The following is a 25,541-nucleotide window of genomic DNA, read 5'->3' as shown; positions in this document are numbered from 1 at the left end:
AGGAGAACCCCTCGCATGGACATCCAGACACTGACCGTGTGGATCCGCGGCCGCTACGAAGCACTCAAGACCGGCCGGGACGCCGGGCAGTCCACCCTCGAGCTCGCGATGATGGCCGGTGCGCTGCTCCTCGCCGCCGGTCTCGTGGTCGTAGCCGTCCGCACCAAGCTCCTGGAGAAGATCGGCATCATCAACGGGGGCTGATCTGCACCCGGTTACAGACGATGACGAGGGGAGAACACAGGCGTGAAATACCGGATGCTGAGGAGCCTGGGAGGCTTCATCCGGCGCCGTCGGCGGCGGGGCGACCACGGATTCGCCAACGTGGAGTTCGCCGTCCTGGCCGTTGTCATGTTGGCTCTGGTCTTCACCGCGATCCAGGTCGGCCTGTACTTCCATGCCCGCAAGGTCGCCCAGTCCGCCGCACGGCAGGGCGTGGAGACCGGCCGGCAGGTCGGCGTCAGCGAGGGTGACGGCGTCGCCCAGGCGCAGACGTTCCTGAGCCGTTTCGGCGGCAGCGTGCAGGGCGCGTCTGTGTCCTCGGCCGGCAGTACGACAGAGGAGATCCGCATCACCGTCCGCGGTCACGTCGCCACCCTCGTTCCCGGCCTCACTCTGGAGGTCGTCCAGCACGCCGAGGCTCCCGTCGAGGGGTGGACAAATCCGTGAGCAACCGCCGCACCTACGGTGAGCGCCTCGCGTACACACTCCGCCGCGACCGGGGCTCCTACGCCCTGGAGACGGCGGTCCTCGCGCCGGTGATGATCGGGCTGCTTCTGCTGATGGTCGCCTTCGGCCGGGTGACAGACGCCGACGGCGCCGTGGACGCCGCCGCCCGCGCTGCGGCCCGCGCTGCCTCACTCGAGCGGGACGCCAGCAGCGCGCAGGCCGAAGCTCAGGCGGCGGCAAATCGAAGCCTCGAGGGGGAGGGCATCACGTGCCGGACATCCAGCGTGGTCGTCGACACGACCGGCTACGCCCTCGACCTCGGCGTAGAGGCGAACGTGACCGCCACGATCGCCTGCACAGCGAATCTCTCCGACATCGGACTGCCAGGCCTGCCCGGATCCAAGACACTCACCGCGTCCTGGACAAGCCCCATCGACAGCTACAGGGGCCGGAATTGAGATCCCACGTCCAGCGTTTCACCGCTCGGCTGCGCGCCCCCCGGGGCGGAGGAAACCTCGACCGCGGCTCGCTGTCCCTGTACTTCGCCCTGTCGACGCTCGCGATCCTGATGGTGATGGGACTCCTCGTCGACGGCGGCGGTGCACTGAACGCGGCCAACCGGGCCACCTCTCTCGCTCAGGAAGCTGCCCGCGCAGCCGGACAGCAGCTCGACCCGGCCCAGGCGATCGAGGGCATCGCCATCACGATCGACCCGGATGCTGCCGTCGGCGCGGCCCAGGACTATCTCGCCGCCGCAGGCGTCCAGGGCAACGTGACGGTCACCGACGGCGGGCAGACCATCACCGTCGCCGTGACCGACACCTACAACACGTTCTTCGCGCAGTTCGTGGGCAAGGGAACGATCACCGTGACCGGCACCGCGCAAGCCCATCTGCAGACCCAAGCTGGAGGCTGAGCAACCACATGGCCCACCGCATCCCCGCCCCGCTGCGCGCCATCGGTGCCGTGCTGCGGGCCCTGCTCGGCCTCGCTCTTCTCGCGGCCTTGGTCGCAGGTGTCCCGTATCTGCTGCTGAAGGTGGGTCACCAGCCCACCGAACTCGTGGGCGGCTTCAGCCTGCTGGAGCAGGACGACGGCACGCTGTTCCTGGTCACCCTGACCTGCATCGGCTGGGCGGGATGGGCGGCGTTCACGTTCTCGGTCCTCCTGGAGCTCATGGCCGTGCTCCGGCGGCGCTCGGCACCGCGGATCAAGGGGCTGAGTGGACTGCAGTCGCTCGCCTCGTTCCTCATCGGCGGCATCGTTCTGCTCGCCCCCACCGCCGCGTCGGCCGCCACCCTCCCCACTGTCGCCGCGGCCGCGACCCACACCGCGGGCGACAGCACCACGACGGCGGAATCCTCTAGCGCCGCGTCGGCAGCCCACGCCTCAGCCGCCGACTGGCCCAAGCACACGGTGACTTCCACGACCGAGCTGCCGTGGGATCTGGCCGAGGAGTACCTCGGTGCCGGTACACGGTGGAAGGACATCGCCGCGCTCAACCCGGAGATTCCACAGCTGGTTGCCGGCGACCAGTACCTCCCAAACGGCGCGGTCATCAAGCTGCCCGCCGACGCCCGGCCCGTCGCCCCGGCCTCCAGCACCGCTCCCGGAGTCCGTGCGAGCAGCAACACTACAAAGGCCTCACCGCAGCACGACGACGGGAAGAACAAGGTCGCTGAGACTGCGGACGAGACCGCTACCTCCACGGGGGAAGACAGCACGGACCGGCCTGACCGCGTCACCGTCCACAAGGGCGACAGCCTCTGGTCGATCGCCGACGAACACGGTGACGCCAGCGACTGGCCAGCCATCTACGAGGCGAACAAGGACGAACCGACCCCGGACGGTGGCACGTTCGACAACCCCAATCTCATCTTCCCCGGCCAGGTACTGGATCTCCCCGAGCCCAAGACCGCCAAGGCACCGCCCGCAGACCAGCCCGCTGCCAAACCGAAGACACCCGCCAAGCCGGACAACACGCAGAACGCCGAGACGCCGCAGCAGAACACCTCCGACGTGGATGCCGAGGCCGACCAGAACGAACTGGCGTCCGCGACCCCGCCTCCTTCTCACACTGCTCAGGCTCCGAGCACTACCGCTCCCCCGCCCAGCGCCACAAGCACACCCGCGCCCGCTGTACGGCACAGCGACGAGGACTCCTCCGTGAGCACCGTCATGTACGCGGCGGGCGGTGCTCTGGTGGCTGGCGGTGTGGTGATGATGCTCCGGCGTCGGAGGGCTCTGCAGAGGCGCCGGCGCGGCGACGGCCAGCGCATCGCGATGCCGACCGGCCGCACCGCAGCGGCCGAACAAGCCCTGCGGAGCGTGGACTCCAGTACGGAACTGCGGCTGCTGGACGCTGTTCTGCGGACTCTCGCCGACCAGCTCGCTGCCCAGGAACAGGCTCTGCCGCCTGTAGCCGCCGTCCAGCTGGGCACCGAGGGTGTCCTGCTGCATCTGTCCGCCACCGAAGCAGACAGCGAAGGCGGCGCGGAGCCGAGCGCCATCGAGCCAGTGGTTCCCTTCACGGCTGTCGAGGGCCATCCCGGTGTGTGGTGGTGCCCTGCCGACTCCGCCGACCTCCTGGACGAAGAGTCGCTCAGCGACGTCCCCGCGCCCTACCCGGGGCTCGTACCCCTGGGCGAGGACACCACTGGCGGCATCCTCCTGGTCGACGTGGAGGAGTTCGGCGCACTGCACCTGACCGGCAGTCGGCGCACCCAGTTGCTGCGCACTCTGGGCATCTCGCTCGCCCTGTCACCGCTGAGCGATCAGATCGACATCCTCGTAGCTGGCGAGGACACCGCCCCGGGCCTGTCCATGCTCGACTCCCAGCGCGTCCATCCACACGAGAACCTGGACACGGCCGCCACTGCGGCCCGCGGCCACCACGCCGACCAGCAACGGCTCCTGACCACCTCGGGCCTCCCCGACCTGTTCCACGCCCGTGTCTCGGACGACGCCGAGGAGTTCGATCCCCTGGTTATCCTTGCCGATCTGGAGACATGTCCCTCCGCCGAGGCCATGGAACAGCTCGCCGGAATCCTGGCCGACGAGCCGCTGTCCTCCACCGTCGTCATCACCAGCAGCGCCCAGCCGGCCCGCGCCACCAGCGGCGGGGTGTGGGAGATCGACACCGACAGCCCCGCCCTCCCGGTACCGAACACCCCACTGCACTGTGTGCTGTCGATGTGCACCGACGAGGAGTACGCCGACGTCCTCGAACTCGCGCTGACGGCGGACTCCCCCACCGACATCCCACCAGCCGAGCCGGTTCCTCTGAGCACGCTGCTGCCCGGCACCATCCCCGGACTCATCGCCACTCCCCCAGCTCCCACCGCCCCTGCGCCTGGCTCGGACTCCGTTCCGAGCGGAGCCTCCCCCAGCCTGCTGGCCGTCCTCGCCGACCTCGACGACGACCCCGAGGACGCTGGCGAGGACGACGAAGCAGAGCCTGCCCGTACGGAAGGTTCCGGCGCCGGAACAGATCCCGATCAGGAATCCGCGCCCCGCAACGCCGCGGCCGCCGAGCTGCCCCAGCAATTCCCCCTCGCCGAAGAGAACACAACGAAGGTGGCCGGGGACACCAGCGCCCCTGCTGGCGCAGCCGACGTGAAGACAGCCGGTGCCGAGGGCACGAACACCTCCGTGGTACCCATCCCGCCCTCCTCGGCCACGCCCGGACATGCCGTCCGGCATGCCTCACGAGCCCTGCCCCAGATCAGCATCCGGCTCCCCGCCCCTTCCTCTGTCCAGGGCGACGTCACACCCCAGTCCCCCGCCGAAGCCGGCAAGGCCGCCGGCCCTGCAACGCCGGCAGAGGACCCGGGCATCGACTTCCCCGAAGACCGGCCCCTGGTCAAGATCCTTGGAACCGTGGAGGTCACCGGAGCCCGCGGCACCGTCGACTCCAACCGGCACACCCGCGCACTGGAGCTGGCCGCCTTCCTCGTCCTCCACCCCGGTGCCACCGCTCCCCAGGTCGACGAGGTCCTCTCACCGCGTGGCGGACTGACCAACCCCAAGACTCGCAACACCCGTCTCCGCGATGTCCGGCGGTGGCTCGGCCTCGACGATGAAGGCGAGCCCTTCTTCCGCCGTATGGCCAAGCACGCCGACGGCCACCGCCTGGTCGGAGTGGAGTGCGACTGGATCCAGTTCCAGCTCCTCCACGACATCGCGCTCCAGGTCCCGCGCGCCCAAGGGGTGGTCCTGCTACATCGCGCACTCGAGCTGGTCCGTGGCCGCCCGTTCTCAGGCGTCAGGTCCACGTACTACAGCTGGGCCGAGCCGATCGTGGAGGAAATCAACGACACGGTGGTCAACAGCGCCAGCATGCTGGCCAACTGGCACCTCGAGGCCGGGAACGGACGCGGCGCCCTCTGGGCCGCCGGCCGTGGTCTCGAGGTCGCCCGCGAACGCGAAGAACTGTGGCGTCACCGCCTCCGAGCCCTCGCGCTCCTGGGTGACCACTCCGGCCTCGAGGACGCGATCCGGCGTCTTGAGACCCTCCTCGTTGACAACGGATGGGCCATGGAGGAAGAGACCGCCGAGACCATCCGCATGGCCCAGGTCACTCGCCGCTGACCAATCCGGAAGTCGGACTGTGGGGTGGACCGCACCGGTCCACCCCACAGTGCGTTGTGAGGACCGCTCGAACTCCCTACGAGGTCCCGCCCGTCCCCATCCCGCCGGCCCCTCCCTCAGCCAGCGAAGCGGGTGTCGGCAGGCGCAGGGTCACCGTCCGGGACACTATCTGGAGAGTGGCCCAAACAGTGACCCAGCCGGAAACCAGCAGGTCACCCACTGCAGAGGCCAGATCCGGGGCCGCGCCCGGACACGGCGACCCACCCGGATCTGGTGGTGACCAGTGGACCGAGGCCCGGTCGAGTCACCGGCTACGCCCACCGAATCACTCCGTCGTCGGGCCACCCGCGTCGGTCGGCTGAACGGCACGTGCCCAGAGGTCACTGGAATCCGTCTGCGAGCCACTGCAGTTACCTACAGGCAACTCGACCCGTCTCGTCTCCCAGCGACCCTCACCGAGTTCCCGCTCACCCCGGTTTGGAACTGAAGGTCGTCCTGGAATTCCAGCGCTGCCCCGTGCAGCTCCTCCTCCCGTGGGGGCACCACCTCCGGCTCGGCTACGGTCTGCTCCGAGGAGTTCTGCACGCCTTCCAGGCCCGACCAGGCCGTGACGCCCGGCTCACCGTCGACCAGGAACCCCTCGATGATCGGCCCGAGGTCGTCAGAAAGTACGTAGGCGCCACCGAACGGCAACGCATCCGCCGGAACCGATCCCGTCGAGCACCGAAGCTGCCCGGCCTGCTCGTCATGCCACACGTAGAACGTCGCCACCCCGGGAAAGCCCAGCTCGCGGATACGGACCTGGATGGCTGAGGCAGTCCACTCGAAGGCGGCCACCACCGCGGAGACGGACAACGACCTCCTGTCCTCGTCCTCCGCACTCAACCACCAGGTGTTGGTCTCCCACTCCACCCGACGGTCAGCCGGCTCCAGTACCAGGGGCTCGTCCGCCACCTCAGCGATCCATGTCAACAGCACCACAGCAGTATCCCCGCATGGCCCGTGGCCCCAGGAACCGCCATAAGAAACGACGTCTATGGAGCCCGCCGGCCAGCAGCACGGATCGGAGCCTGCGCGTCTTCTGTCCGACGACCAGATCGGGGAGATCTTCCGCGAAGACGTCCTGCCAACCCTTCGCTGGGTCAGGGGACCAACTCAACAATCAAGTCGTCGATATCGTCGCAGTCCAAGATCCTATAGCCGACTGGGACGGAAGTCGTGTTTGACCTGAATTCGCACCACACGAATGGAGGGAAAATGACGTGGCGACTGATTGGGCCAGACCAAAATGAGGTTCCATCCCATCCGCTCGCGAAATAGCACCAGTATCGATTGATGTCTGCCAAGTCTTCCCCGTGCACAATCGCACTCTGTCCGGGGTTGAGAACCCACCACCCCTTCTTCGTCCAGTTACCGTCATCGCAACCCGGCGTGTACCACATAATGGTCACTTGCACGGTCGTCGTGTATTTGTTGACGAATTGCAGCATCAGGATGCCCCTCCCTCGGCACTGTCGGCATCCGTGGGGTTGCTGACTGGGCGCACTTCCGGCCCTCGTCCGGGCGCCCTTGCCGGTAGCTCCACCCAGGTGAGCTCGCTCTGCTCAACCCGCCCCGTACGGTGCACTACATGCAACGACTTACGGACAGAGGGCGGATGGGCTCGGAATTCGGTGGTGGGGCTCACGCTCACGGTAAACTCATCGCTTTTCGCCATCTTCAAACTCCTACGTGCGGGTCACCGTAAGAACCCTGTTTCCTGTGGATTAGGGCTCGGTCGTCGAATCTGCGTTTCGCCGGGATCCATTCCTGCCCGTCGCGGCAATTCGAGGACATCGCCGGCCGGTCCGTACGTCAAGCCGGGGATTTGCCGTCAACCGTCAACGGGCCGCCCGCCGCGTCGGCGTGGCGGATGCACGACCAATGCGGACACTGGGCCACACATCCACCGTGCACGCCGGACGGCCGGGACGCATGTCGAGACGGGGAACCCCTCATATGCTTTATGCGCTTACGCTACGGACGCTGGTCGCTCCACCGCGTCCAGCGCGGGGCCGGAGCTGGCACGCCGAGTCCGTGCTGACGATGCGTCAGTGAGCATTTGTGGATCCCGGCACGGGGCGGGCGTGGGTGACGGCTCCCGTCCAGCGCTGAAGCACCGTCGTACGTTCGCCACCCTCGCGGGGCGCAGGGTCAGGGGAGGTTAGCCCGGCGGAAGGCGAAGACACCCGCCGCGCCACCGCAGTTTCTCGTAGCGGGCCCGGCTCGGCGCTCCACATGCCCGCGGACACCTATGCCCGGCCCGGCTCTACGCTCGGCACCCCGGAGTTCGGGATCACGCGGCCGCGGGTGAGGGTGGCGTTGGTGTCCACATTGAGAAGCGGACCCGCAGCGAAGGCACGACGCGCTCCCACGGCCGCTCCTGCAAGGCGACCCAGCACACCGCCACCCCGTCCTGCGCGTAGCGGTCCGTACGCATCCGGGCGTCCTGAGGCGTCATCGGCGACAGCTGCGCCTCCAACGCCATGAAGGGACGGCCGTGCTCGTCGAAGACCATCACGTCGGCGCGCCAGTTACGGGTCTCGCTGCTGACTTCCAGATCCGCCCGCCAACCCGCCGCCCGGGCCGCCATGGCCAGCTCCAGCTTCAACAAATGGTGTTCAGGCGACTCGTTCGCCAGCTCGCAGTCCTTGGGTCTCACCTGGTGGTAGAAGTGCCGAGCGCTGCGCTGGGAGACCCGGGCAAAGACCCGTCCCCGGCACTCCGGACACGCCAGCTCCAGCTCCTTGACGCGATGGACGTCTGTCCAGGCGCGACCGCATCCGAGATCGTCCAGCGACGCGTCCAGCCTGCCCCATAACGGGTGTACGGCGGTGTACCCCATCAGCCCCCCTCATGCGCCCCACCACCAGCGCCCCAGCCCAAGACGGGCTCACGCCCCTCACGCCCCTGCGCCGACTACGACTTGATGGTCTTCTGGAAGCCGCCGGGATCCCCGACCCAGCGGGCCCTCGACGACACCGCCGGGTGGAGTGGCGCGGCGAATACACCCCCGGCACCGCTGCCTTGGAAGCTGTACGTTCCCTGATCACCGACGGCGAAATGGCTGAAGAGGGGCCCGCCGGGAACCGCAGGTTCAGGGTCATCCGCTACCGCGGCTGGTCGGGCTGGCGGTACCGGGCGCACTGCCCGTGCGGCTGGAGCGGCGACCTGGCCGCCGTCGCCACCACGTCATCTACCTCGCCATCGCCGACCACCGCGGCGAATGCGGAAGACACTCCACCGCTCGCTCCGCTACTGCTGGCTCCACAAGGTGCGCCCCACCCCGAGGAGGGTCGTGACGAGTCCGATGAGCCATCCGGGGACACGCTGGATGGTCAAGTGGAGCCCGCCTATTCGAAGTTCGAGGAACGACCGGAACCGTTCGCGGGCATGGCGGAGCGCTTGGACATGGGGATGCCCTCTCGTTGGGTGGGGTGAGTTCGCTCCTCGAAGCCTAGGGCGGGCATTTGATCGACAAGAAGTTGATCACGAAAAGTTCCCCCTCTTAAGCCCTCGTCGGCGTGCGGGGCTGGCTCACGCCCTGCACACCGACGCGGTGGTGCCTATTCCTCCCTGGCCGGCGCAGGTTCCGGGAGGTCTCGCAGACGCGCCACGAGGGAACGGCAGATGCGCTCGATCTCCAGGTCGGAAGCGACTGCTTTACTCCAACGGTCGTTGCCTCGGTGTAGTTGCGCAAGCGCCGTCTGGATCCGGGGCAGGGCAGGGTGTGCGGCCTGGCCCATGCGGTTCAGGCAGGCGAGGACATCGGGCGCGGTGGAGTCGTTGTCCTTCCAGGCATTCAGCAGCGCCGCCACAACGGTGCTGGCCTCGCTGTCTCCGGCGATGTCCCACAGTGCTGATGCGGTGTGGACGAGAGTCCACGCGTTCCCCACGTTCAGTACGGCCGCATCGTCTTGCTCGTTCCGTGCGTTCATCTCCGTCTGCTCGTTCAGTATCTGTCGCAGGCGCGGCAGGACGGGAGCGGCGGGAGGTCCGATCCGGCCGGCGAGGCCGATGGCGGCGAAGTTCCGCTGGTGGTCAAGGAGGCGTTCCAGCAGCGGCACGACACCTTCGGGGCGGTGCTCGATTTCCCAGACGGCGGCTGCCGCGGCCGTACGGACATCCGCGTTGTCCGCCTCGGTGAGGGGCCGGACGGTGTCGAGGGCGGAGGCGGCGCGGGTGCCGAACGAGGCGAGTGCCTTCAGGACGGGCTCCACGGTGCGCCACTGCTTATGCCGAACGGCGGCCTGGACGGCGTCGGCGAGGGCAGGTACGGCCGCCGGCTCTCCCAGTTTGGCGAGGGTGGAGGCGAGAGCCGGGGGGCTGACATCGGGCCACTCCCGTGAGTGGTCGACAGCGGCGAGGAGGCGGACGAGTCGGGGCGTGAGTTCGGCGGCGGCTTGGGGCAGATGTCCTGCCGCATTCGCGGCGCGCCAGGCATCAACACCGGTGTCCAGCGCGGTCAGCAGCCCGGGCAAGGCCCGCTCGTCTCCGAGCTGGGCCAGCGCCAGAACGGCCTGCTGAAGCGCTCGGCGCAGCTCGGGGTGCGGGCTCGCCCACGCATGGGGCCTGTGTGTGGTGCGGTGGGTGGTGACGTAGGCGGCGAGGGTTTCGCGGGCCGGCTCGGCCAGCTGGCCCAGGGACCCGAGGGCCTCGGCCGCTGCCGCCGACGTGTAGGAGTCGCGCGGCAGCAGACACTCGGCGAGGAGCCGCACTAGGTGAGTGTGATCTCCCCGCCAGGAGGCGATCAGACCGCGTGCCATGTTGATCGCGTCAAGTCGGCACTGGAACACGCCGTCCGCGAAGACGAGCTGCCCCGCAACGTCGCCCGCAGCGTCAAGACCACCGCACCCCGGCCGACGCGTTTCCGGCCCTTCACCGCAGCCGAGGCCCGCCAGTTCCTCGACGCCGCCCGCACCGACCGGCTCCACGCGCTGTATGAACTCGCCCTCCGCACTGGCCTCCGCAGGGGCGAACTCCTCGGCCTCCACTGGGAAGACCTCGACCTCACCACCGGAACGGCCAGCATCCGGCACTCGCTCCAGCGCACCCGCACCGGCGGTCTCACACATCTGCCCACCAAGACCCGAGCGTCCGAACGCCGCATCGCCCTCCCGACCGAATGCCTCCATTCCCTCAAGGAACACAAGGAGCGGCAGGACATGGAGCGCCAGACTGTCGGCTCGGGCCGGATGGGCAGTGGCCTGGTCTTCACCACGCCGACCGGTGGACCTCTCGACCCTGCCAACCTCACCCGTCGCTTCCGTAGCTTCCTCGACCGGGCCGGACTCCGCCGCATCCGCTTCCACGACCTCCGACACTCGACGGCGACCCTTCTCCTGGAGCAGGGCGTGGACCTCGTCGTCATCAAGGAACTCCTCGGACACGCCCACATCGGCGTCACCGCCGGCGTCTACGCCCACGTCCGGCTCCGCCTCCAACGCCAAGCCATCGACTCCCTGAGCGGCGTCCTCGGCCACGCCGAGGAACCCCCTGACGAGCTGCCTGCCGCAACGCTCGTCCGCTGACGTTGCCGTCAGCGTTGCCGTCAAACGCCCGAGAGCCCCCGCCGATTACCGACTCGGCGGGGGCTCCCAGTGTGCGCCCAAGTGAACCTGAAACCTCTGGCAATCTACCCCTCGGTACGCCTGTGGCGTCGGCGCTTACGACAGGTTGTGCCAGGCGTGGCTACAAGTTCCTCGGCACTCCGTTTCTCTTCGTCGCGTGTCAGCTACTGCGAACGTAGACACGAGGACGCGAAATGCTTTCACGTACTCACCGGGGGGCAGATTTATGATCTTCCCCATCTGTTCGAGAATCGGTTCCCGGACAATCAGCACTGCCGGGGTCATGGTCGGCTTGACGCCTGATTGCGGTAGCCCCTCACGCGCGTCGTTCACCGTTGCATGGGCTTGCATGGCGTAACGAACAACCTCGTGCAGTACCGCCTTCTGCTGAGCCTGTTCCAGCGAGGAGAACCAGGCCACAGCATCGTCCAGGGCGCGGAGCCCTTGAGCGACCTCGTTGATGACGCGCTCTGACGCTCTCAAGTCCTCACCTGCTCCGGGGCTCGAATACCACGTACGGCCTATTCCGATCCAGCTCTGCATAGTCGGGGCGGTTCGGATTATAGCTTTGCCAGAAGTCTCGACCGCGTCCGCTCCCTTCACCATCACCCGTCCCTCTTGGCAGCGAATTCTTGACGCTGTGACGAGTTCTGGACGGGCCAGACAGGATGTAGTCCCAGTCTGACGTCGGGTTGGGAGTTCCGTTTGCGCGGCTCCCGACCACGATGATTGGCTGCCCTGCCTTGTCGGCGGCATTTTGAATTCGCTTGGCATCGTTCGGGCTGATACCAGCTTCCGATGCCGTTCTCAGGCCAGGTCCACACCACCCGTTGGAGTTGTGAACCAGGACCGGAGTCTCGCCCGCCAGCACATAGTACGTGTGGAAGTCGTCCACAGTGAAGTTGTACGTCCGGGCGTGTGCGGTGTACGCACGGTTCCCTGCGACTGTGGCGATTTTACCTGGGGCGGTGAGGAGCGTTGTGCCGGGCCGGAGGCCGCTGGCAGGTATCCAACGCTTCTCTGAGGGTGACCAGAAGGGGTGCTCGTGGGTTGCCGTGAGCTTGGCTTCGCCCTCGGGGGTGGTGATGGTCAGTTCGTTGAAGTGCTTGTCCTCGTCCGTGACGATGAGGCGGGTGACCTTGCGCTTGGCGGACTTGCCTGTCTCGGGGTCTGTGGCTGCTACTTCGTCGCCGACACGTACGTCTTCGATGTCTTTCGCCGTGCCGTCGGCCATGAGGACATCGGTGCCAGCCAGGAAGCAATTATTGCAAGGGCTAACTGACGTCTTCTTCCCCTTGGATGACGAGCCCAGTACCCCAGGCCCTCCTCCCATTCCGCCGCCGTCACTGATGCCGTATTCGCCGACGACAGCATCGAGCTGGCTGTCCATAAAGTAGTTCTTGAGCGACTCAGGGCAATCTAGCTGGTGGCAGACACTATTTGCTGTCGCATAAGCATGGATTGCGCGGGCTCTATTGGAATCGTACGTGTGACCCGCGCGGTACCGACTCCAGAATGCTTCCATCCACCTGGCGGCTTCGTCCGTGCCGCCAAAGTACTGAGAGACCTTGTCCGAGATGTTGCTTAGGACCTGGTTCTCCTCGTTGGCAAAAGCATTCTTGTCATTGTCGGTGAGTGGTTCCTCTTGTTTACCGCCGGGGGTCCACTCGTTGTCGACCCAAGTGCCGTCCTTGGTGCCGTTGCCGCAGGTGGATTGGTTGCCGCCGCAGGCGCCTTCTGGCCGGAGTCCAGTGGGGTCGGTCAGGGTGACGGGGTTGTTGTTGCTGTAGGTGTAGCCGTGGATCTGCTGGGAGTCAGTCAGGTCCATGATCGGGTCGACGCTGATGAATCGTCCGATGACCGGGTCGTATTCGCGTGCGCCGAGATGAGTGAGGCCGGTGTCGGTGTCCTTGGTGCCACCGACGAAGGCCTTGTCACCGATCCAGCTGGTGGGCTGGGTGCCGCGGGGTGCTCCGAAGATGGTGGACTTGCGGCGGGTGACGCTCTGTGCGGCGTCGGCGGTGATCTGGGTGGTTGTTGTGTTGTGGTGGTCGGTGAGGGTGAAGGTGAGCTTGCCTCCCGTGCGCATGGCGATGGCGGTACCGGTGGGGCTGTAGTAGCGGGTGCCGGTGACCTTGCCGGCCTTGTCGAGGTGGAGTTCGTTGCCCGTCGGCAGGTACAGAGTGGTGCCGGTGGAGTCGCGCCGTATCAGCCGCTGGCCGTCGGTCCCGTAGAGGTAGTTGGTGGTGTCGGTGACCTTGGTCAGGGACTTGAGGTGGCCTTCGTCGTCCCACACCAGCGTTTCGGAGGAGTCGTTGCCGAACTTGCGGCTCTTGGTGTTGCCCGCCTCGTCATAGGTGTAGGTGTCGGTGCGGGCTTCGGTGCCGGTCTGGGTGACGGTGGGCAGGTTGTGGGTGCCCGGCGCGGGAGCGGCGTACGTGCGAAGTGTGTCGGCGGACGGCCCGGAGGGTGTCTTGTGTCGGGTCTCTGTCTTGCGGTTGCCGACGGCGTCGTAGGTGTAGCTGGTCCAATAAGAGTCCGCTCCGCCGACTACGGATGTGGACGGGCTGGTTGCGCAGCTCTCGCCGGTGTTGGTCCAGGCTTCGGTGATCCGGCGCAGGGCGTCGAGGGTGAAGCACTGGGTGTCGGTGGTGCGGGTGGCGTCCTGGCCGTAGGCGGTGGCGATGGAGGTGACGTTGCCGGCCGGGTCGTAGGTGTAGCGGGTGTCCTCGATGCGCTGGGGCGCGACCTCGCGGTCGGTGTAGGTGCGGGTGAGGCTGCTGGTGTGGTCGTCGAATTCGTTGGTGATGAAGAGGTGTTGTGCGAACTCGCCGTATTCGAGGCGGGTGTTGCGGCCGTAGTGGTCGTACGTGGTGGAGGAGATCAGCGGGTCGCTGTCCGCGTAGGCGGAGTAGAGGAGACCGGTCGTGCCGTAGGAATAGTTGACGTACTCGTAGGGCAGGTCACCGAGCTCCGGGTGGTCGGTGCCCTTGAGGAGACCGGTGTTGGCGTCGTAGTAGTTCCACCACTCGTAGGTGCCGGCCAGGGCGCCTTCGCTGTCGGGGATGGTGACGGAAAGACCCTCAGGCTGGTACAGGTCGTTGTAGCCGAGGATCTCGTTGACGTATGCCGAACCGCCGCTGTGGCGGGTGGATGAGGTCGCCAGGCCCTTGGCTACGGTGTCGAAGGTCCAGGACGCGAGGGTGGTGCTTCCCTTCTTCAGTGCGGTCTTGCGTCCCAGGGCGTCGTAGTCGGAGTGGAGCGTGATGCCACGGGCGTCGGTGATGTCGGTGGGCCGGTCGCCGGCGTCGTAGACGGTGGTGGTGGTGCCCTTGTCCGGGTCGGTGCTGGAGTCCTGACGGCCGCGGATGTCGTAGCCGTAGGTCCACTTGGCACCCGAGGGGTCGGTCACCTGCTGGAGGCGGCCGTGCTTGTTGTAGGCGTAGGTGGTCGATTGTGAGGCTGTGCGGTCGGTGTTGGTGTACTGCTTGAGTTCGGTGGTCCTGCCCAATGCGTCCGCGACTGCCGTGGTGGCCGTCCCACCCTGGGGCGGTATCACGGTCGTGGTGTCACCCGCGTAGATGGTGGTGGTGCGCTTCGTCTCGTCACCGAACCGCTTCCCGATGACGGCCGTGGTCCGACCGGCTCCATCGAAGACGGTCTCCGTCGACGACGGGTACTTCGTCTCCTGGCCTGTGACGAGGACTGGCTCCGCGGCACCGGTCGCGAAGTACCGGCCCGAGCTGCGTGCCGGCTCGCCGCGGGTGTTGTAGAAGGTCTCGGAGACAAGGCGCCCAGCTTTGTCGGGAGAAGTTTCCTGGGTCTGGCGGGAGCGCAGGAGGCCGTCGTAGAAGGCGTAGCCGGTCTTGTATACGGAGTTGTGGTCGAGGGTCTTGGTCGTGACGACGTTGGGTCCGTTGTTCCGTACCAGGTAGCCGAAGTCGTAGTTCGGCGCGTTGGGGTACGTGGTCTGCGGGCGGGTGGGGAGCCAGACCTTCGTCACGCGGCCGAGGGCGTCGTAGGTGGAGGTGGTGACCTTGTTGTTGGCGTCCGTGACCTTGACCGGCTGGCCCCGCAGCGGTTCGAGGTCCGTGATCACCGTGTGACCGAGCGGGTTGGTGACAGTCGCGCTGGTCGGTACTTCCCCAGTGGCGGGACTGTAGGCCGTCTGAGTCACCTTGCCGTAGGCATCGGCGGCAGCCAGGGACCGGCCGTAGACGTCGTAGCAGAGCTGGTCCTTGGTCAACCCACAGATGGTGGGCGTGGAGCCGACCGTGCCATAGCCGACGCCGTTGCCGTTGATGCGCTCGACCTTGGTGACCAGACCTCGCACCGGCGCAGTGCCGAAGGCGGCACCGTCGTAGTGGGTGCGCACGTCGTCGATCACGTCGCCCGGGCGGCTCACCGCCTCACCGCAGGCCACGGCCACCGTCTCCGCTCGTGCGACGGTCGACAGCATCCACTTCGCCGTGTTTCGGGCGTAGGTGGTGGTGACGCATTGCTCGTCGCCGGTCTTGTCGGTGTCGCCCAGGGAGCTCGTCCAGTCGACCAAGCCGTACTCGTCAAATTGGCGGGTGGTCTTGGTCGTCCGTTCACCGCCGGTGACCGTAGTGCGGGTCTCCTCGGCCTGGGTACCGGTGAGGTAGGCCTCCAGGTCCGGCAGGTCAGCGTCCGAGCGGGTTCGGCTTGCGGTCTTGGCCGAGCGCCAGGGGGTGTAGGAAGTGGCGCTGACGAGGTCGCCACCGTCTCCGTTGTACGTGGCGGTCTCGCGGAGCTTGCCCGCGAACTGTTCGCGGTCGGTGACCGAGACGTCTGCGGAGTCCTTCACCGCGGCACCGTCGATGCCCCGGAAGTAGCGGGACTCGGTCAGAGTCTTGGCGTCGAGGCCTGCGCCCTTGCGGGTCTGGACCAGGTGGTAGCCGCGGGCGACCGAGTAGGTGCGGTCCTCGGCCTTGGTGAACTCGTCCGTTCCCTTGGCCCACTCGGCTCCGTTGAGGTACGCGTACTCGGTGACCACGTCGGGGGACTCGACCAGGTTATCGCCCTCGATCACGCGCTGAACCGCGTAGGAGTTGAACCAGTCGAGCTTGGCTGTCTCCCCCTCGAAGGCCCACTTGACCGGGTAGCAGCGGGTGGTGTTCGACGCGTCGGTGGGCGGCAGGCTGCTGGCGGTGCACTCGGGGTCGTAGTAGTCGATCCCGATCGTGCCGCCGGTCTCCGTGGTGATCTGCGACATCCGCAGCCGGATGAACGGGGCAAGCCCGTCGCCCACCTTGTCGACCCGGTTGGGCTTCTGGACGCCGCTGAAGGTGACTGCGGGCAGCTGGGACGAACCGCCGGCCTTGCCGGTGCGGGTAATGGATTCGAGCCACATCGGTGTGGAGATGCCGTCACCGGCCGGCGGGAAGCCCTGCTTGAGCGCCCAGGAGTCAACCTCCTTGTAGGCACCGCCCGTGAGGACCTTGGTGGAGATGCCTGTGAGCCTCATGCGGGACCAGAAGGTGGGCGAGTACTGGAGTTTGCACTCGGTGGCCCCGTCCCTGCAGAACTGGTCGAAGGGTACGTCAGGCCAGTTCTTGGCGTTGGCCTCGTCGAAGGTGCCGCAGTTGGTCAGGCACCGCTGGTCGACAGCGAAGGAAACCTGGCCCATCGCCTTGGCGGTGTAGACAGTGTCGGAGCGCAGACCGTAGTCGATGTGGTCGAGGTGACCGCCTCGGACGTACGAGGTGACCGTCGCGTCTCCCGTGGTCTCGGAGACGTTGCGCCCGTAGTTATTGGACTCGGTCTTCCAGTAGTAGGCCATCGCGTTGCCGCGGGGGTCGACCACGTAGTCGAGCTGCCAGCGCCATGCCTGCTGGCACCATGCGGCGGCGAACGAGGCGTTGTAGCAGGGCTCGCCGGCCTGGTTGCCGAAGACCGGCGCGGTCCAGGTGGAGTTCGTGACCGGGTCGTCAGCCTCCGTGCCGTGGTCGCTCCAGCCTGGAAGCTTGTTCAGACCGAAGTAGTACTGGGTGCCGTCGGTCGTGGTGATCTTCCAGTGCTCACCCGCACCATCGACACCGGCCGTGCCCTTGTCCGGGTTGGACGCCCCGGTGAGCTTCTCGACCTTCTCGCCGGAATCGTTGGCGGGGTGCCAGCCCTTGGCGCTGTCGTAGACCAGCTCGGTGTTCTTGCCGTTGAGCGACAGGGTGGCGTTGTCGTTGTACCAGCACAGGTCGCCGACCTTGGTGGTGTTGGTGCCGCCGTCCTTGTCGTCGTTGCACGGCTTGTAGCGCCGCTCGATGAACCCAGGTTCCCACTCCCAGCCGTCGCCGATCCAGCTGGACTGGCTGTTCGACGCACCCGTCCGGCCGTCGACCGCCTGCGAGTTGTAGTCGAGTGAGATGCTGGGCTGCTGCCCGGTGGGTACCGCCGGGATCCCGATCGGGTAGGACCAGGTGAAGGCGCCGGTGGACCCACCGGCACTCCACGAACCCGAGGCCTGCAGCGAGGTCGCCTTATAGTCGCCCGTCGGACCCGAGTCCCCCGCCGTGGCCGCCAGGACCGTCATGCCCGAAGGCGCGGCTGCGGAGCGGCTGGCACCCGCGGCGGTGTTCGTGGTTCCGGGCAGAGCGACGGACGTCGACAGGGTGCCTGTCTTGGTGTCGTTGTCCGTCTCGAGCGGCTTGCCCTTGCGGCAAGCGGGCTTGTCCGGGGTGGTGAGGGCGCAGGAGGGGAGCTGGACCAGGCGCAGGCGGGCGGCCCAGTCGCCACCGTAGGCGCCGCGGAAGGCCTTGTAGTCCACTTGGACCTGCACCTTGCCGGCGGTGGAAGCGGCGCCGGCGGGGGTGACCGAGAGCAGGATGCCGTCCACGCCCGCCTTGCGGGCGGCTTCCTTGCCCGCAACAGAGACGTTCACCTGGCCCAGCGGGTCGCCGACCTTGCGCGCCTGCGACGGGGCAGCCTTGACGGCGACCGGCAGAGACCCGGCGCGCTTCGGAGCAGCGGCGGCATCGTCCGCTGCCAGGTCGACGGTGGCGCTGCCCGGGGCAGGCCATGTGACCGTCGGCGTCTTCCAGTCGGCACGCGCGTCGTCGACGCGCTTCTTCGAGCCTCCGGGAGTCATCCTCTGCACGGCCACCGTCGGTGGCTGCTTCAGCTCGGGAAGCTCCACGCCCTTTCTGTCCGCACTGACCGTCGCAGTCGCCACCGCACTGGGCAACAAACTCACCGTCACGGCGAGAGCCAAAGCCCCCGCCCATCCACGCGTGCCGAAACGGCTCACGCCCCACCCCTCGCGCAACTCTAGAAATTTCGCCGCACGATAACAGGGATCAGCACTTGCCAGGTATACCAGAGCACATTTCATGCCACATGAATCCACTTAGAAAGCGCTTGTCCGTTTAGCGCCTCTCGCGCACATGTGAGGCTTCCGTGTCCCTCATAGGCCCAGGTCAAGCAGCTGTGTGGCACTCCTGCGCCACCCTTACCGTGTCCGCATTTACCCCGTATTCACATCTCCTGCACCGACCACCGGCCTTTGCCGAGGAGCGCCGAATTGAATCGCTATAGAGTCCTTCCGTAAATCCGGGACACGGGAAAGGGGAGTTCGATCGTGTCCATATCACGAAGGGGCGGGGCCGCTTCACTCAGGTGGAGATCCCGCCTGCTGTGCGGCGTTGTCGCTGCTGGCCTCATGGCGCCGGTGGCGCCTTTCTGGCCGGCACAGGCCACATCTCGCCAGGCCATGGCGGCTGGCGTCCTGGAGTCCGATCCTGTGGCGGAAGGGAGGATGACCGAGGAGGACAAGGCGCTCCTCGATGCCCAAACCTCCGGCCAACCTGTGGAGTTGATGTCAGCCCGCACGGAGGCGAGTGACACGTGGGCACTGCCCGACGGCTCGTTCTCGGTCAAGCGGCATGGCACGGTGGTGCGGCTGTGGCGTGACGAAGCGTGGGTCGCGGCCGACCCGTCCCTCGAATTCGACACCGACGGTTCTGTGATACCGAAGGCCACCTCGGTTGCGGTGAAGTTCTCTGGTGGCGGTACGGGCCCGATGCTGACGGGCGTCAAGGACGGCCGCACACTGTCCCTGACCTGGTCCAGGCCGCTGCCCCGGCCGACACTCGAAGCCAACGTCGCCACGTACGCGGAGGTGTTGCCCGGTGTCGACCTGCAGCTGAAGGCCGAGGTCGAGAGCTTCTCGCAGCTGCTGGTGGTCAAGACCGCCGCAGCCGCCCAGAACCCGGAGCTGGATGAGCTGCGGTTCACCATGGACACCGTCGGCGTAGACGTGACCAAGGATGCCGAGACGGGCATGCTGACGGCCACCGATCCAGCTGGTCAGCCCGTGTTCACCAGTCCCGCGCCTCTCATGTGGGACTCCACCACCCCCAGCCCCCAGGCCGGCGCCGCCGCGCGGACGCTCCAGGCCACGGAGGAGACCCCTGCTCCCGCCGATGTGTTCGAGCCCGGCGCGGGTTCTGTGGGTGCCGAGATGGGCACTGCGGTCAGCGGGGACACTCTGACCATCACCCCGGACCAAGAACTCCTCACCGGTACCGAGACCACGTACCCGGTCTACATCGACCCGGAGTGGGCGTGGGGCGAGTGGCAGCACTGGACCCGCGTCTACCAGGCCCACCCCGACAACTCCTACTGGGACGCCAAGGGAGACGTCCGCGTCGGCTACGAGTCCCAGACCGGAGGCAAGGACCGCATATCCCGCTCCTTCTTCCAGCTCGACACCAGCGACGCCGCCAACGCCGAGGTCAAGAGCGCGACCTTCCACATCCGCAACACCTGGTCATGGTCCTGCGAGCCCCGGCCCGTCGAGCTCTGGGAAGTCACCGGCATCTCCAAGAAGACAACCTGGAGAAACCAGCCCGGCCAGATCGGGACGAAGCCGCTGAGCACGGTGAACGACTCCAAGGGCTGGAGCAGCGCCGACGGCTGCGCCGCCGGAAACCTCGAATTCGACGCCACCAGCGCGGTCCGCACCGCAGCCAAGGCCGGCAAGTCTGACGTCACCCTCGGCCTGTACGCCGCTGACGAGACCGACACCTTCGGCTGGAAGCGGTTCGATCCGAAGACCGCCACCCTCGAGATCGTCTTCAACTACAAGCCCAAAAAGCCCTACAGCCTGGGAACCTCCCCTCGCACGAGCTGCACCGCCGGCGGCCTTGTCGGCAACACGACCATCAGCCTCCACGCGACGATCGAGGACAAGAACCCCGGCAACCTCACCGCACGGTTCCAGGTCTTCAAGAAGGACAGCACCGTCCCGGTCGTCGACACCAGCGTGCCGGCCATCAACAAGCGCGTAGCAACACTCCCCCTCCCCGCGGCTAACACTCCCAGTGGCGAGTACACGTGGAGGGTCGTGGCCAAGGACGCCGACGGGGTCGAATCAGACCCCAGCGCCACCTGCAAGTTCACCATCGACCGCAACCGGCCGAGTCAACCGCCCGTCATCACCTCCGAGGACGGCAAGTACCCGAGCGGGAAGGACGGCTGGCCCACAACGACAGGACCGGCCCGGGCAGAAGCAAAGTTCCGCCTCGCCCCCAACACCGTCACCGACGTCACCGCGTACTACTGGTGGACCGACACCGACCCTGAAGTGACGGAAGCACCCGTTGATCCCGTCGCAAAGACTGCGGTGGCCACCTTCACCGTGCCCTCCTACGGTCCGCACACGGTCTACGCCTACAGCGTGGACGCAGCGGGCAACCGCTCCGACACCGGCACCTACCTCTTCTACGCCGTTCGATCCACTGAACGGGACGAGCCTGGCGACCTGAACGGTGACGGCTTCAAGGACATCTGGAACACCGACATCAACGGCACCCTTCTCACCTACACCGGCCAGGGCGGCCGGGCCTTCTATACGGCTACCAGTGGCGGCGCCACGTTCCCCGGCCGTCAGATCACCTTCAGCGCCGACTGGATGGGCGAGGACGGCTACAACGACCTCATCTCCCTTGAGTACAACGCGAACGACGAAAAGAACAAGCTCCGCGTCTACCCCAACAACGGCAGAGGGACCATCAACCCCAACGCTGCCGATGGATATCGCGAACTCACCGTCAGGTGCCCCGTCCCTCTTCCAGGGAACGGACCTTGTAAGGGTGAAGAAGGCTGGACCGGCGACGACCATTGGCACAACGCCGAACAGATCGCAACGGGCGGGGACCTCAACAACGACCAGAAGCCAGACCTCCTGGTCAAGCAAGGCAAGCAACTCTGGCTCTACCACGGAGACAGCTCCGGCAAACTCGATCACGTTCGTAAGAAGGTGATCCTGGTCGGAGAAGCCGACTGGGACAAGTTCACCGTCATCGTCCCCGGGGACCTCAATGGCGACACTGTCCCGGACATGATCCTCCGCGAGAACACCACCGGTGACCTCTACCGCTCCTACGGCGCGAAGGATCCCACGGGCAAACTCGACGCGGCCACCTGGGGCAGCGCCGCCAGCCGCGTGAAGATCGCCAATGGCACCATGCCTCAGGACCTTTACCCCGTCATCGGCTCCTCCGGCGACCTCGACGGTGACGGCAACGGCGACGGCAACATGGACGGCGACGGCATCCCCGACCTGTGGGCCCGCAAGAAGGACAACACCTTCACCGGGTGGCCCGGCGTCAAGACCGGCAACGACTACACGGGCATCGGCGCCGCGTTCCTCATCGACGGAGTCAACGGCGGCCGGAAGATCGCCCCCGGCACCAGCCTCACGAGCGGGCAGTCCGTCACCTCCAACAGTGCCAAGCTCACCATGCAGGCCGACGGAAACCTCGTCGTCTCCTCCAACGCCAACAAGACCCTCTGGTCCAGTGGCACCGCAGGACACCCCGGAGCCACCGCACGCGTCCTCGCCAACGGCGCCATCGCGGTCTCCTCCGACAGCACCCCCCTGTGGACTTCCCCCCTCCCCGCCGGTCACACAGGCGAGGGATACGCCCTGCTCCAGGACCGCGGCAATCTCGTCGTCTACAACGCCAAGGGTGAGTCCCTCTGGTCCAATGGCAGCGGCATCCGCCACGACTACAACGGCGACGGGCGCAGTGACATGGCGGCCTGGTACGTCGCACCCGACAACAAGTCGTCGTTGAACACCTTCCTGGCCAACTCCGACGGCTCCTTCGCGGGCCCCACTAAGTCGTACGAGTCGCTGCCCGGCAGCTGGAACGTCAACTCGATGAAGTTCGCCACCGGCGACTACAACGGAGACGGACGAGGCGACATGGCCGCCCTATACGACTACGGCGGCGGTGTGGTCAAGCTGTTCACCGCACTCGGGAAGTCCGATGGCGGCTTCGACACGCCCTTCATCCAGTCCTGGTCCTCCCAGAAGGGCGGCTTCTACTCCCCCTCCATGACCATGCAGTCGGGCGACTTCAACGGAGACGGCCGGGACGACCTGATGGCCTGGTACTCCTACTCGGCCGGAAATGACACGCTGTTCACTTTCACCGCGAACGTCAACGGCGGCTTCAATCCACCGTTCCCCTCCTACCAGCTCAACCCAGGCTGGTGGGACGTCAAGGACAGCAAGTTCGCCACCGGCGACTACAACGGAGACGGCCGGGACGACATCGCCGCCCTGTACGGCTACAGCAACGGCGACCTGAAGATGCACACGTTCCTCGCCCTGCCGTACGGCGGATTCGCGGGCAGCGTCACGTCCTGGTCGGGGAACGCGACCACGTGGGGAGACTGGGACCGCACCTACCTGCACTCCGGCGACTTCAACGCGGACGGCATTGACGACGTCATGTTCTGGTACGACTACGCCGACGGCCACGACGCCATGTTCCTCTCCGGTTCCACCGCTCGCGACGGCAAGTTCGGCACCGTGACAGAGGGCTGGGTCGGCAAGATCGGCGACTGGAGCTACTCCCAGATGAAGATCGTCCCCGGCGACTACAACGGAGACGGGCGCGACGACATCGGGAGCATGTTCGGCTACAGCAACGGCTCCGTCGGCATGTTCACCCACCTGGCCAAGGAGTCCGGCGACGGCTTCCACGGCGCAACTACCGGGTGGAGCGCCCCAAGCGGATGGGTCTGGTCACGTGGCACCTTCCTCCGCCACTACAACTAGGGCAAACCGCTAGCAAGGCCTCGGGTCGGGTCGCCGGGCATTCCGGCGACCCGACCTCATCCCCGCTGCATCTCAGCCAACCGCCTGCAAGGCCCGGCGCGCGCCTGTCGGACTGCGGGGCACCGGTGCCCGGCCAGAGCGCGGCCAGGCCTCCCCGGGGGACCTGGCAAAGGTTCCGAAAGCGCTTACAACCTTCTTCGCTGCTCGTCTGTCTGATCTGCGGCCGCGCGTTGCGCGGCCGGCCCTTCCCTGAGGAGTGAACGTCTTGTCCCACGCACGTCCGGGTCGTCGTTGCCTTGCCGCCGCGGTCGTCACCGTTGCCACCGTGACTCTCGGCTCCACTGTGCTGTCCGCCTCGTCGATCGCCGCCCCGGCCGACATGGCGAAGGTCGGGGAGTTCGCCACGAAGGCCGCTCGCATCCCCGGGAACAGTTATGTCGCCGGCGCGACCGCAACCGGCTACCTGACCGTGACCCATGAAGGACCGATCGGCGGGGACAACACCGTCTCCACGCGGCAGTGGGTTCCGGCAGACGGCTCTCCCGCACGGGAGTTGACCGGGGCCGGCGAGTACGCGAGCACCGGCTCAGGCGATCTCATCGCCTTCGGCGGCGAGACCGAAGCCAAGCTCCTCGACATGGCGACCGGACAGACCCGGCTCACGGTGCCCGTCGAAGACGGTGACGTGTACGCGGGTGCCGCAGGCCAGGCCCTTTTCACCTACACCCGCAGCATGTTCGAGGCGCGCCCCCTCCGCATGCATACCGCGGCCACGGGAACGGGCACGGTGACGGCCGGGCTGCCGGACAACACCTGGGCCGTCAAGGTCACGGCAGGCACGGCCGACCACGCCCTGCTGACCTACCGCACCGAGACGGACACGACCTCCACGCCGCACGTGGCGTTGATCGACCTCGCCACCAACACGGTGAGCGAGACGCACGAACTCCCTCAGGCCTATGGAGACGCCACTGTCTCGGCGAATCACCTGGCCTGGGTCGAATACGACTGGTCGGACAACGCCACGGTGGTGGTGATCGACCGCGCGACGAAGGCCTCCCAGACCTTCGTCGTCGGCACCGCTGAGGCGCGCGATGTCGAGATCGCCGTCATCGGAGGCTGGATCACCTACGGCACCCGTAGCGGCCTGTCCGCCTGGGAGCCGAACTCTCTCAACGCTCTGACCGCGCGCAGCCTGCAGGACGGCACCACCCGCAAGCTCCTCGACCACACCATCTCTGGCGCCGCCGCACCCGACGGCGCTCAGATCGTGCGTGGCGGTACGGTCGACCAGGGCGAGGGCCTCTACCGGATCGCGCCCGGCGCCGACGGAACTCCGGCCGCCACGCTCGTCGCGAGCAGCGGCGAATCCACCAAGGTAGCCCTGCTGGACACCAAGGTCCCCGCCACGATCGACCTCGACCAGGCCCCCGGCAAGGTCCGGTTCGAGTGGCGGCTGTCCCGGGACAATGTCCTGGCCACCGTCACTCTGCGGCACGTCCGCACGGGGAAGTCGATATACCGGAAGTACTTCCAGCCGGACGACGGGCTCATACCCTTCGACTGGTCGGGCGATCTCGGAAACCACGACCAGACGGCGTTCAACGGCGAGTACACCTGGCAGATCGCCGCCGAGCCCATGAACGGAATCGGCCCCGCCCTGGCCACCTCCGGCACATTCACAGTCGTACGCAAGCCCGCCCCGCACGACTACAACGACAACGGCACTCCGGACGTTGTCGTGCGCGACGGGGCGGGCCGACTGTGGCGCGCCGATTCACACTACGACCCCCAGCTCAGGCCCTGGATGGGGTCGGCGGAACAGCAGGCCCTCGGTGGCGGCTGGGGTGTCTACAACCAGATCGAGGCCGCTGGCAATCTCGCCGGAGCCGACCATGCGGACCTCCTCGCCCGCGACGGTGCCGGTGTCCTGTGGCTCTACCTCGGCAAGGGGGACGGCACCTTCGCCAACCGCGCCAGGGTCGGTGCGGGCTGGGGCGTCTACACGAAGATCGCCGCCGGCAGCGACCTCAACAGCGACGGCAAGCCCGACCTCGTCGCCACCGACACCACCGGCGCCCTGTGGTTCTACAAGGGCACCGGCGACTGGCGGACGCCCTACACCTCCCGCGTGAAGATCGGCACGGGCTGGGGCATCTACAACCAGCTCACCGCCACCGGCGACATCGCCGGAGCCCCCGCCGGCGACCTCCTCGCCCGCGACACCGCCGGCGTCCTGTGGCTCTACCTCGGCAAGGGAGACGGCACCTTCGCCACCCGCACCAGGATCGGCGCAGGCTGGAACGCCTACAGCCACATCGTCGGCATCGGCGACGCCGACCGCGACGGCCGCCCTGACCTGTTCGCGACGAACTCGGACGACACCAAGACATACCTCTACAAGGGCACGGGAAGCTGGAAGGCCCCCCTCGCCCCACGGCAAACCACCACCATGCCCAACAACAAGCCCACCTCCGTCGCCTGATCCGACGGCGCATCCAGATAGTCCGGCCGCCCCGGGACCGATTCGCACAACGGTCTCGGGGCAGGCCTTCGCACTCCGGCGGCGGTGCCACCCCCACGAG

Annotated in this window: 12 protein-coding genes and 1 pseudogene; 8 read left to right on the top strand and 5 right to left on the bottom strand. The window is 67.0% G+C overall.

Annotated features, from left to right (window positions below; translation table 11 throughout):
- Nucleotides 1–15: 15 nt before the first annotated feature.
- The 5 genes from ACGFYP_RS33690 to ACGFYP_RS33670 are packed head-to-tail and all read left to right on the top strand — an operon-like array spanning nucleotide 16 to nucleotide 5,259.
- Nucleotides 16–204, top strand: a complete 189-nt coding sequence (locus ACGFYP_RS33690; RefSeq protein WP_393501755.1) for a hypothetical protein — start codon at nucleotides 16–18, stop codon at nucleotides 202–204.
- Nucleotides 205–258: 54 nt separating this feature from the next.
- Nucleotides 259–669, top strand: a complete 411-nt coding sequence (locus ACGFYP_RS33685; protein WP_393501753.1) for a TadE family protein — start codon at nucleotides 259–261, stop codon at nucleotides 667–669.
- Nucleotides 666–1,127: a TadE/TadG family type IV pilus assembly protein gene (locus tag ACGFYP_RS33680; protein ID WP_393501751.1), complete on the top strand. Its 462-nt coding sequence runs from the start codon at nucleotides 666–668 to the stop codon at nucleotides 1,125–1,127. Before ACGFYP_RS33685 ends, ACGFYP_RS33680 begins: the two co-directional genes overlap by 4 nt.
- Nucleotides 1,124–1,585, top strand: a complete 462-nt coding sequence (locus ACGFYP_RS33675) for a TadE/TadG family type IV pilus assembly protein (protein ID WP_393501749.1) — start codon at nucleotides 1,124–1,126, stop codon at nucleotides 1,583–1,585. Before ACGFYP_RS33680 ends, ACGFYP_RS33675 begins: the two co-directional genes overlap by 4 nt.
- An 8-nt stretch (nucleotides 1,586–1,593) precedes the next feature.
- A complete protein-coding gene (locus tag ACGFYP_RS33670) occupies nucleotides 1,594–5,259 on the top strand; it encodes a LysM peptidoglycan-binding domain-containing protein (RefSeq protein ID WP_393501747.1) in 3,666 nt (1,221 codons plus the stop codon).
- Between the two features lie 414 nt (nucleotides 5,260–5,673).
- Here ACGFYP_RS33670 and ACGFYP_RS33665 read toward each other — a convergent pair whose 3' ends face one another.
- The 3 genes from ACGFYP_RS33665 to ACGFYP_RS33655 all read right to left on the bottom strand — a co-directional run bounded on the left by ACGFYP_RS33665 (nucleotide 5,674) and on the right by ACGFYP_RS33655 (nucleotide 10,016).
- Nucleotides 5,674–6,240, bottom strand: coding sequence for a hypothetical protein (locus ACGFYP_RS33665; RefSeq protein WP_393501745.1), 567 nt, complete (start codon nucleotides 6,238–6,240; stop codon nucleotides 5,674–5,676).
- A gap of 1,354 nt (nucleotides 6,241–7,594) precedes the next feature.
- Nucleotides 7,595–8,143 carry a competence protein CoiA gene (locus ACGFYP_RS33660; protein WP_393501743.1) on the bottom strand — a complete coding sequence of 183 codons (549 nt, stop codon included), beginning with the start codon at nucleotides 8,141–8,143 and terminating at the stop codon, nucleotides 7,595–7,597.
- 721 nt (nucleotides 8,144–8,864) lie between these two features.
- Complete coding sequence (locus tag ACGFYP_RS33655) at nucleotides 8,865–10,016, bottom strand: HEAT repeat domain-containing protein (RefSeq protein WP_393501741.1); 1,152 nt, start codon at nucleotides 10,014–10,016, stop codon at nucleotides 8,865–8,867.
- 57 nt (nucleotides 10,017–10,073) lie between these two features.
- Between ACGFYP_RS33655 and ACGFYP_RS33650 the strand changes: the two are divergent.
- Nucleotides 10,074–10,829: pseudogene (locus ACGFYP_RS33650) on the top strand (tyrosine-type recombinase/integrase); the annotation flags it as partial.
- A 135-nt stretch (nucleotides 10,830–10,964) separates the two neighbouring features.
- Here the strand turns inward: ACGFYP_RS33650 and ACGFYP_RS33645 are convergent.
- Together ACGFYP_RS33645 and ACGFYP_RS33640 are read right to left on the bottom strand one after the other, a co-directional pair.
- The gene (locus ACGFYP_RS33645) at nucleotides 10,965–11,411 is read right to left on the bottom strand and encodes a DUF5958 family protein (protein WP_393501739.1); all 447 of its coding nucleotides are present in this window, start codon (nucleotides 11,409–11,411) and stop codon (nucleotides 10,965–10,967) included.
- Nucleotides 11,356–18,132 (bottom strand): polymorphic toxin-type HINT domain-containing protein, encoded by a 6,777-nt coding sequence (locus ACGFYP_RS33640; RefSeq protein ID WP_393501737.1) that lies wholly within the window; start codon nucleotides 18,130–18,132, stop codon nucleotides 11,356–11,358. The genes ACGFYP_RS33645 and ACGFYP_RS33640 overlap by 56 nt, the downstream gene beginning before the upstream one ends.
- Nucleotides 18,133–18,699: 567 nt before the next feature.
- Between ACGFYP_RS33640 and ACGFYP_RS33635 the strand changes: the two genes are divergently transcribed.
- Both ACGFYP_RS33635 and ACGFYP_RS33630 read left to right on the top strand, forming a co-directional pair.
- Nucleotides 18,700–22,956, top strand: a complete 4,257-nt coding sequence (locus ACGFYP_RS33635; protein WP_393501735.1) for an FG-GAP-like repeat-containing protein — start codon at nucleotides 18,700–18,702, stop codon at nucleotides 22,954–22,956.
- Nucleotides 22,957–23,281: 325 nt separating this feature from the next.
- On the top strand, nucleotides 23,282–25,441 hold the full coding sequence (locus ACGFYP_RS33630) for an FG-GAP repeat domain-containing protein (protein ID WP_393501733.1): 2,160 nt from the start codon (nucleotides 23,282–23,284) through the stop codon (nucleotides 25,439–25,441).
- The last annotated feature ends 100 nt before the right edge of the window (nucleotides 25,442–25,541 follow it).

This window comes from Streptomyces sp. NPDC048370, assembly GCF_043200825.1.
GTDB lineage: Bacteria > Actinomycetota > Actinomycetes > Streptomycetales > Streptomycetaceae > Streptomyces.
The sequence above is the reverse complement of the archived record's forward strand: the minus strand, read 5'-3'. Positions and strand labels throughout refer to the sequence as shown.

Bases quoted from the DNA above. Each gene is read 5' to 3' on its own strand.
- ACGFYP_RS33690 (WP_393501755.1), top strand. From the start codon at position 16: ATGGACATCCAGACACTGACCGTGTGGATCCGCGGCCGCTACGAAGCA.
- ACGFYP_RS33685 (WP_393501753.1), top strand. From the start codon at position 259: ATGCTGAGGAGCCTGGGAGGCTTCATCCGGCGCCGTCGGCGGCGGGGC.
- ACGFYP_RS33670 (WP_393501747.1), top strand. From the start codon at position 1,594: ATGGCCCACCGCATCCCCGCCCCGCTGCGCGCCATCGGTGCCGTGCTG.
- ACGFYP_RS33660 (WP_393501743.1), bottom strand. From the start codon at position 8,143: ATGGGGTACACCGCCGTACACCCGTTATGGGGCAGGCTGGACGCGTCG.
- ACGFYP_RS33645 (WP_393501739.1), bottom strand. From the start codon at position 11,411: ATGCAGAGCTGGATCGGAATAGGCCGTACGTGGTATTCGAGCCCCGGA.
- ACGFYP_RS33635 (WP_393501735.1), top strand. From the start codon at position 18,700: ATGTCAGCCCGCACGGAGGCGAGTGACACGTGGGCACTGCCCGACGGC.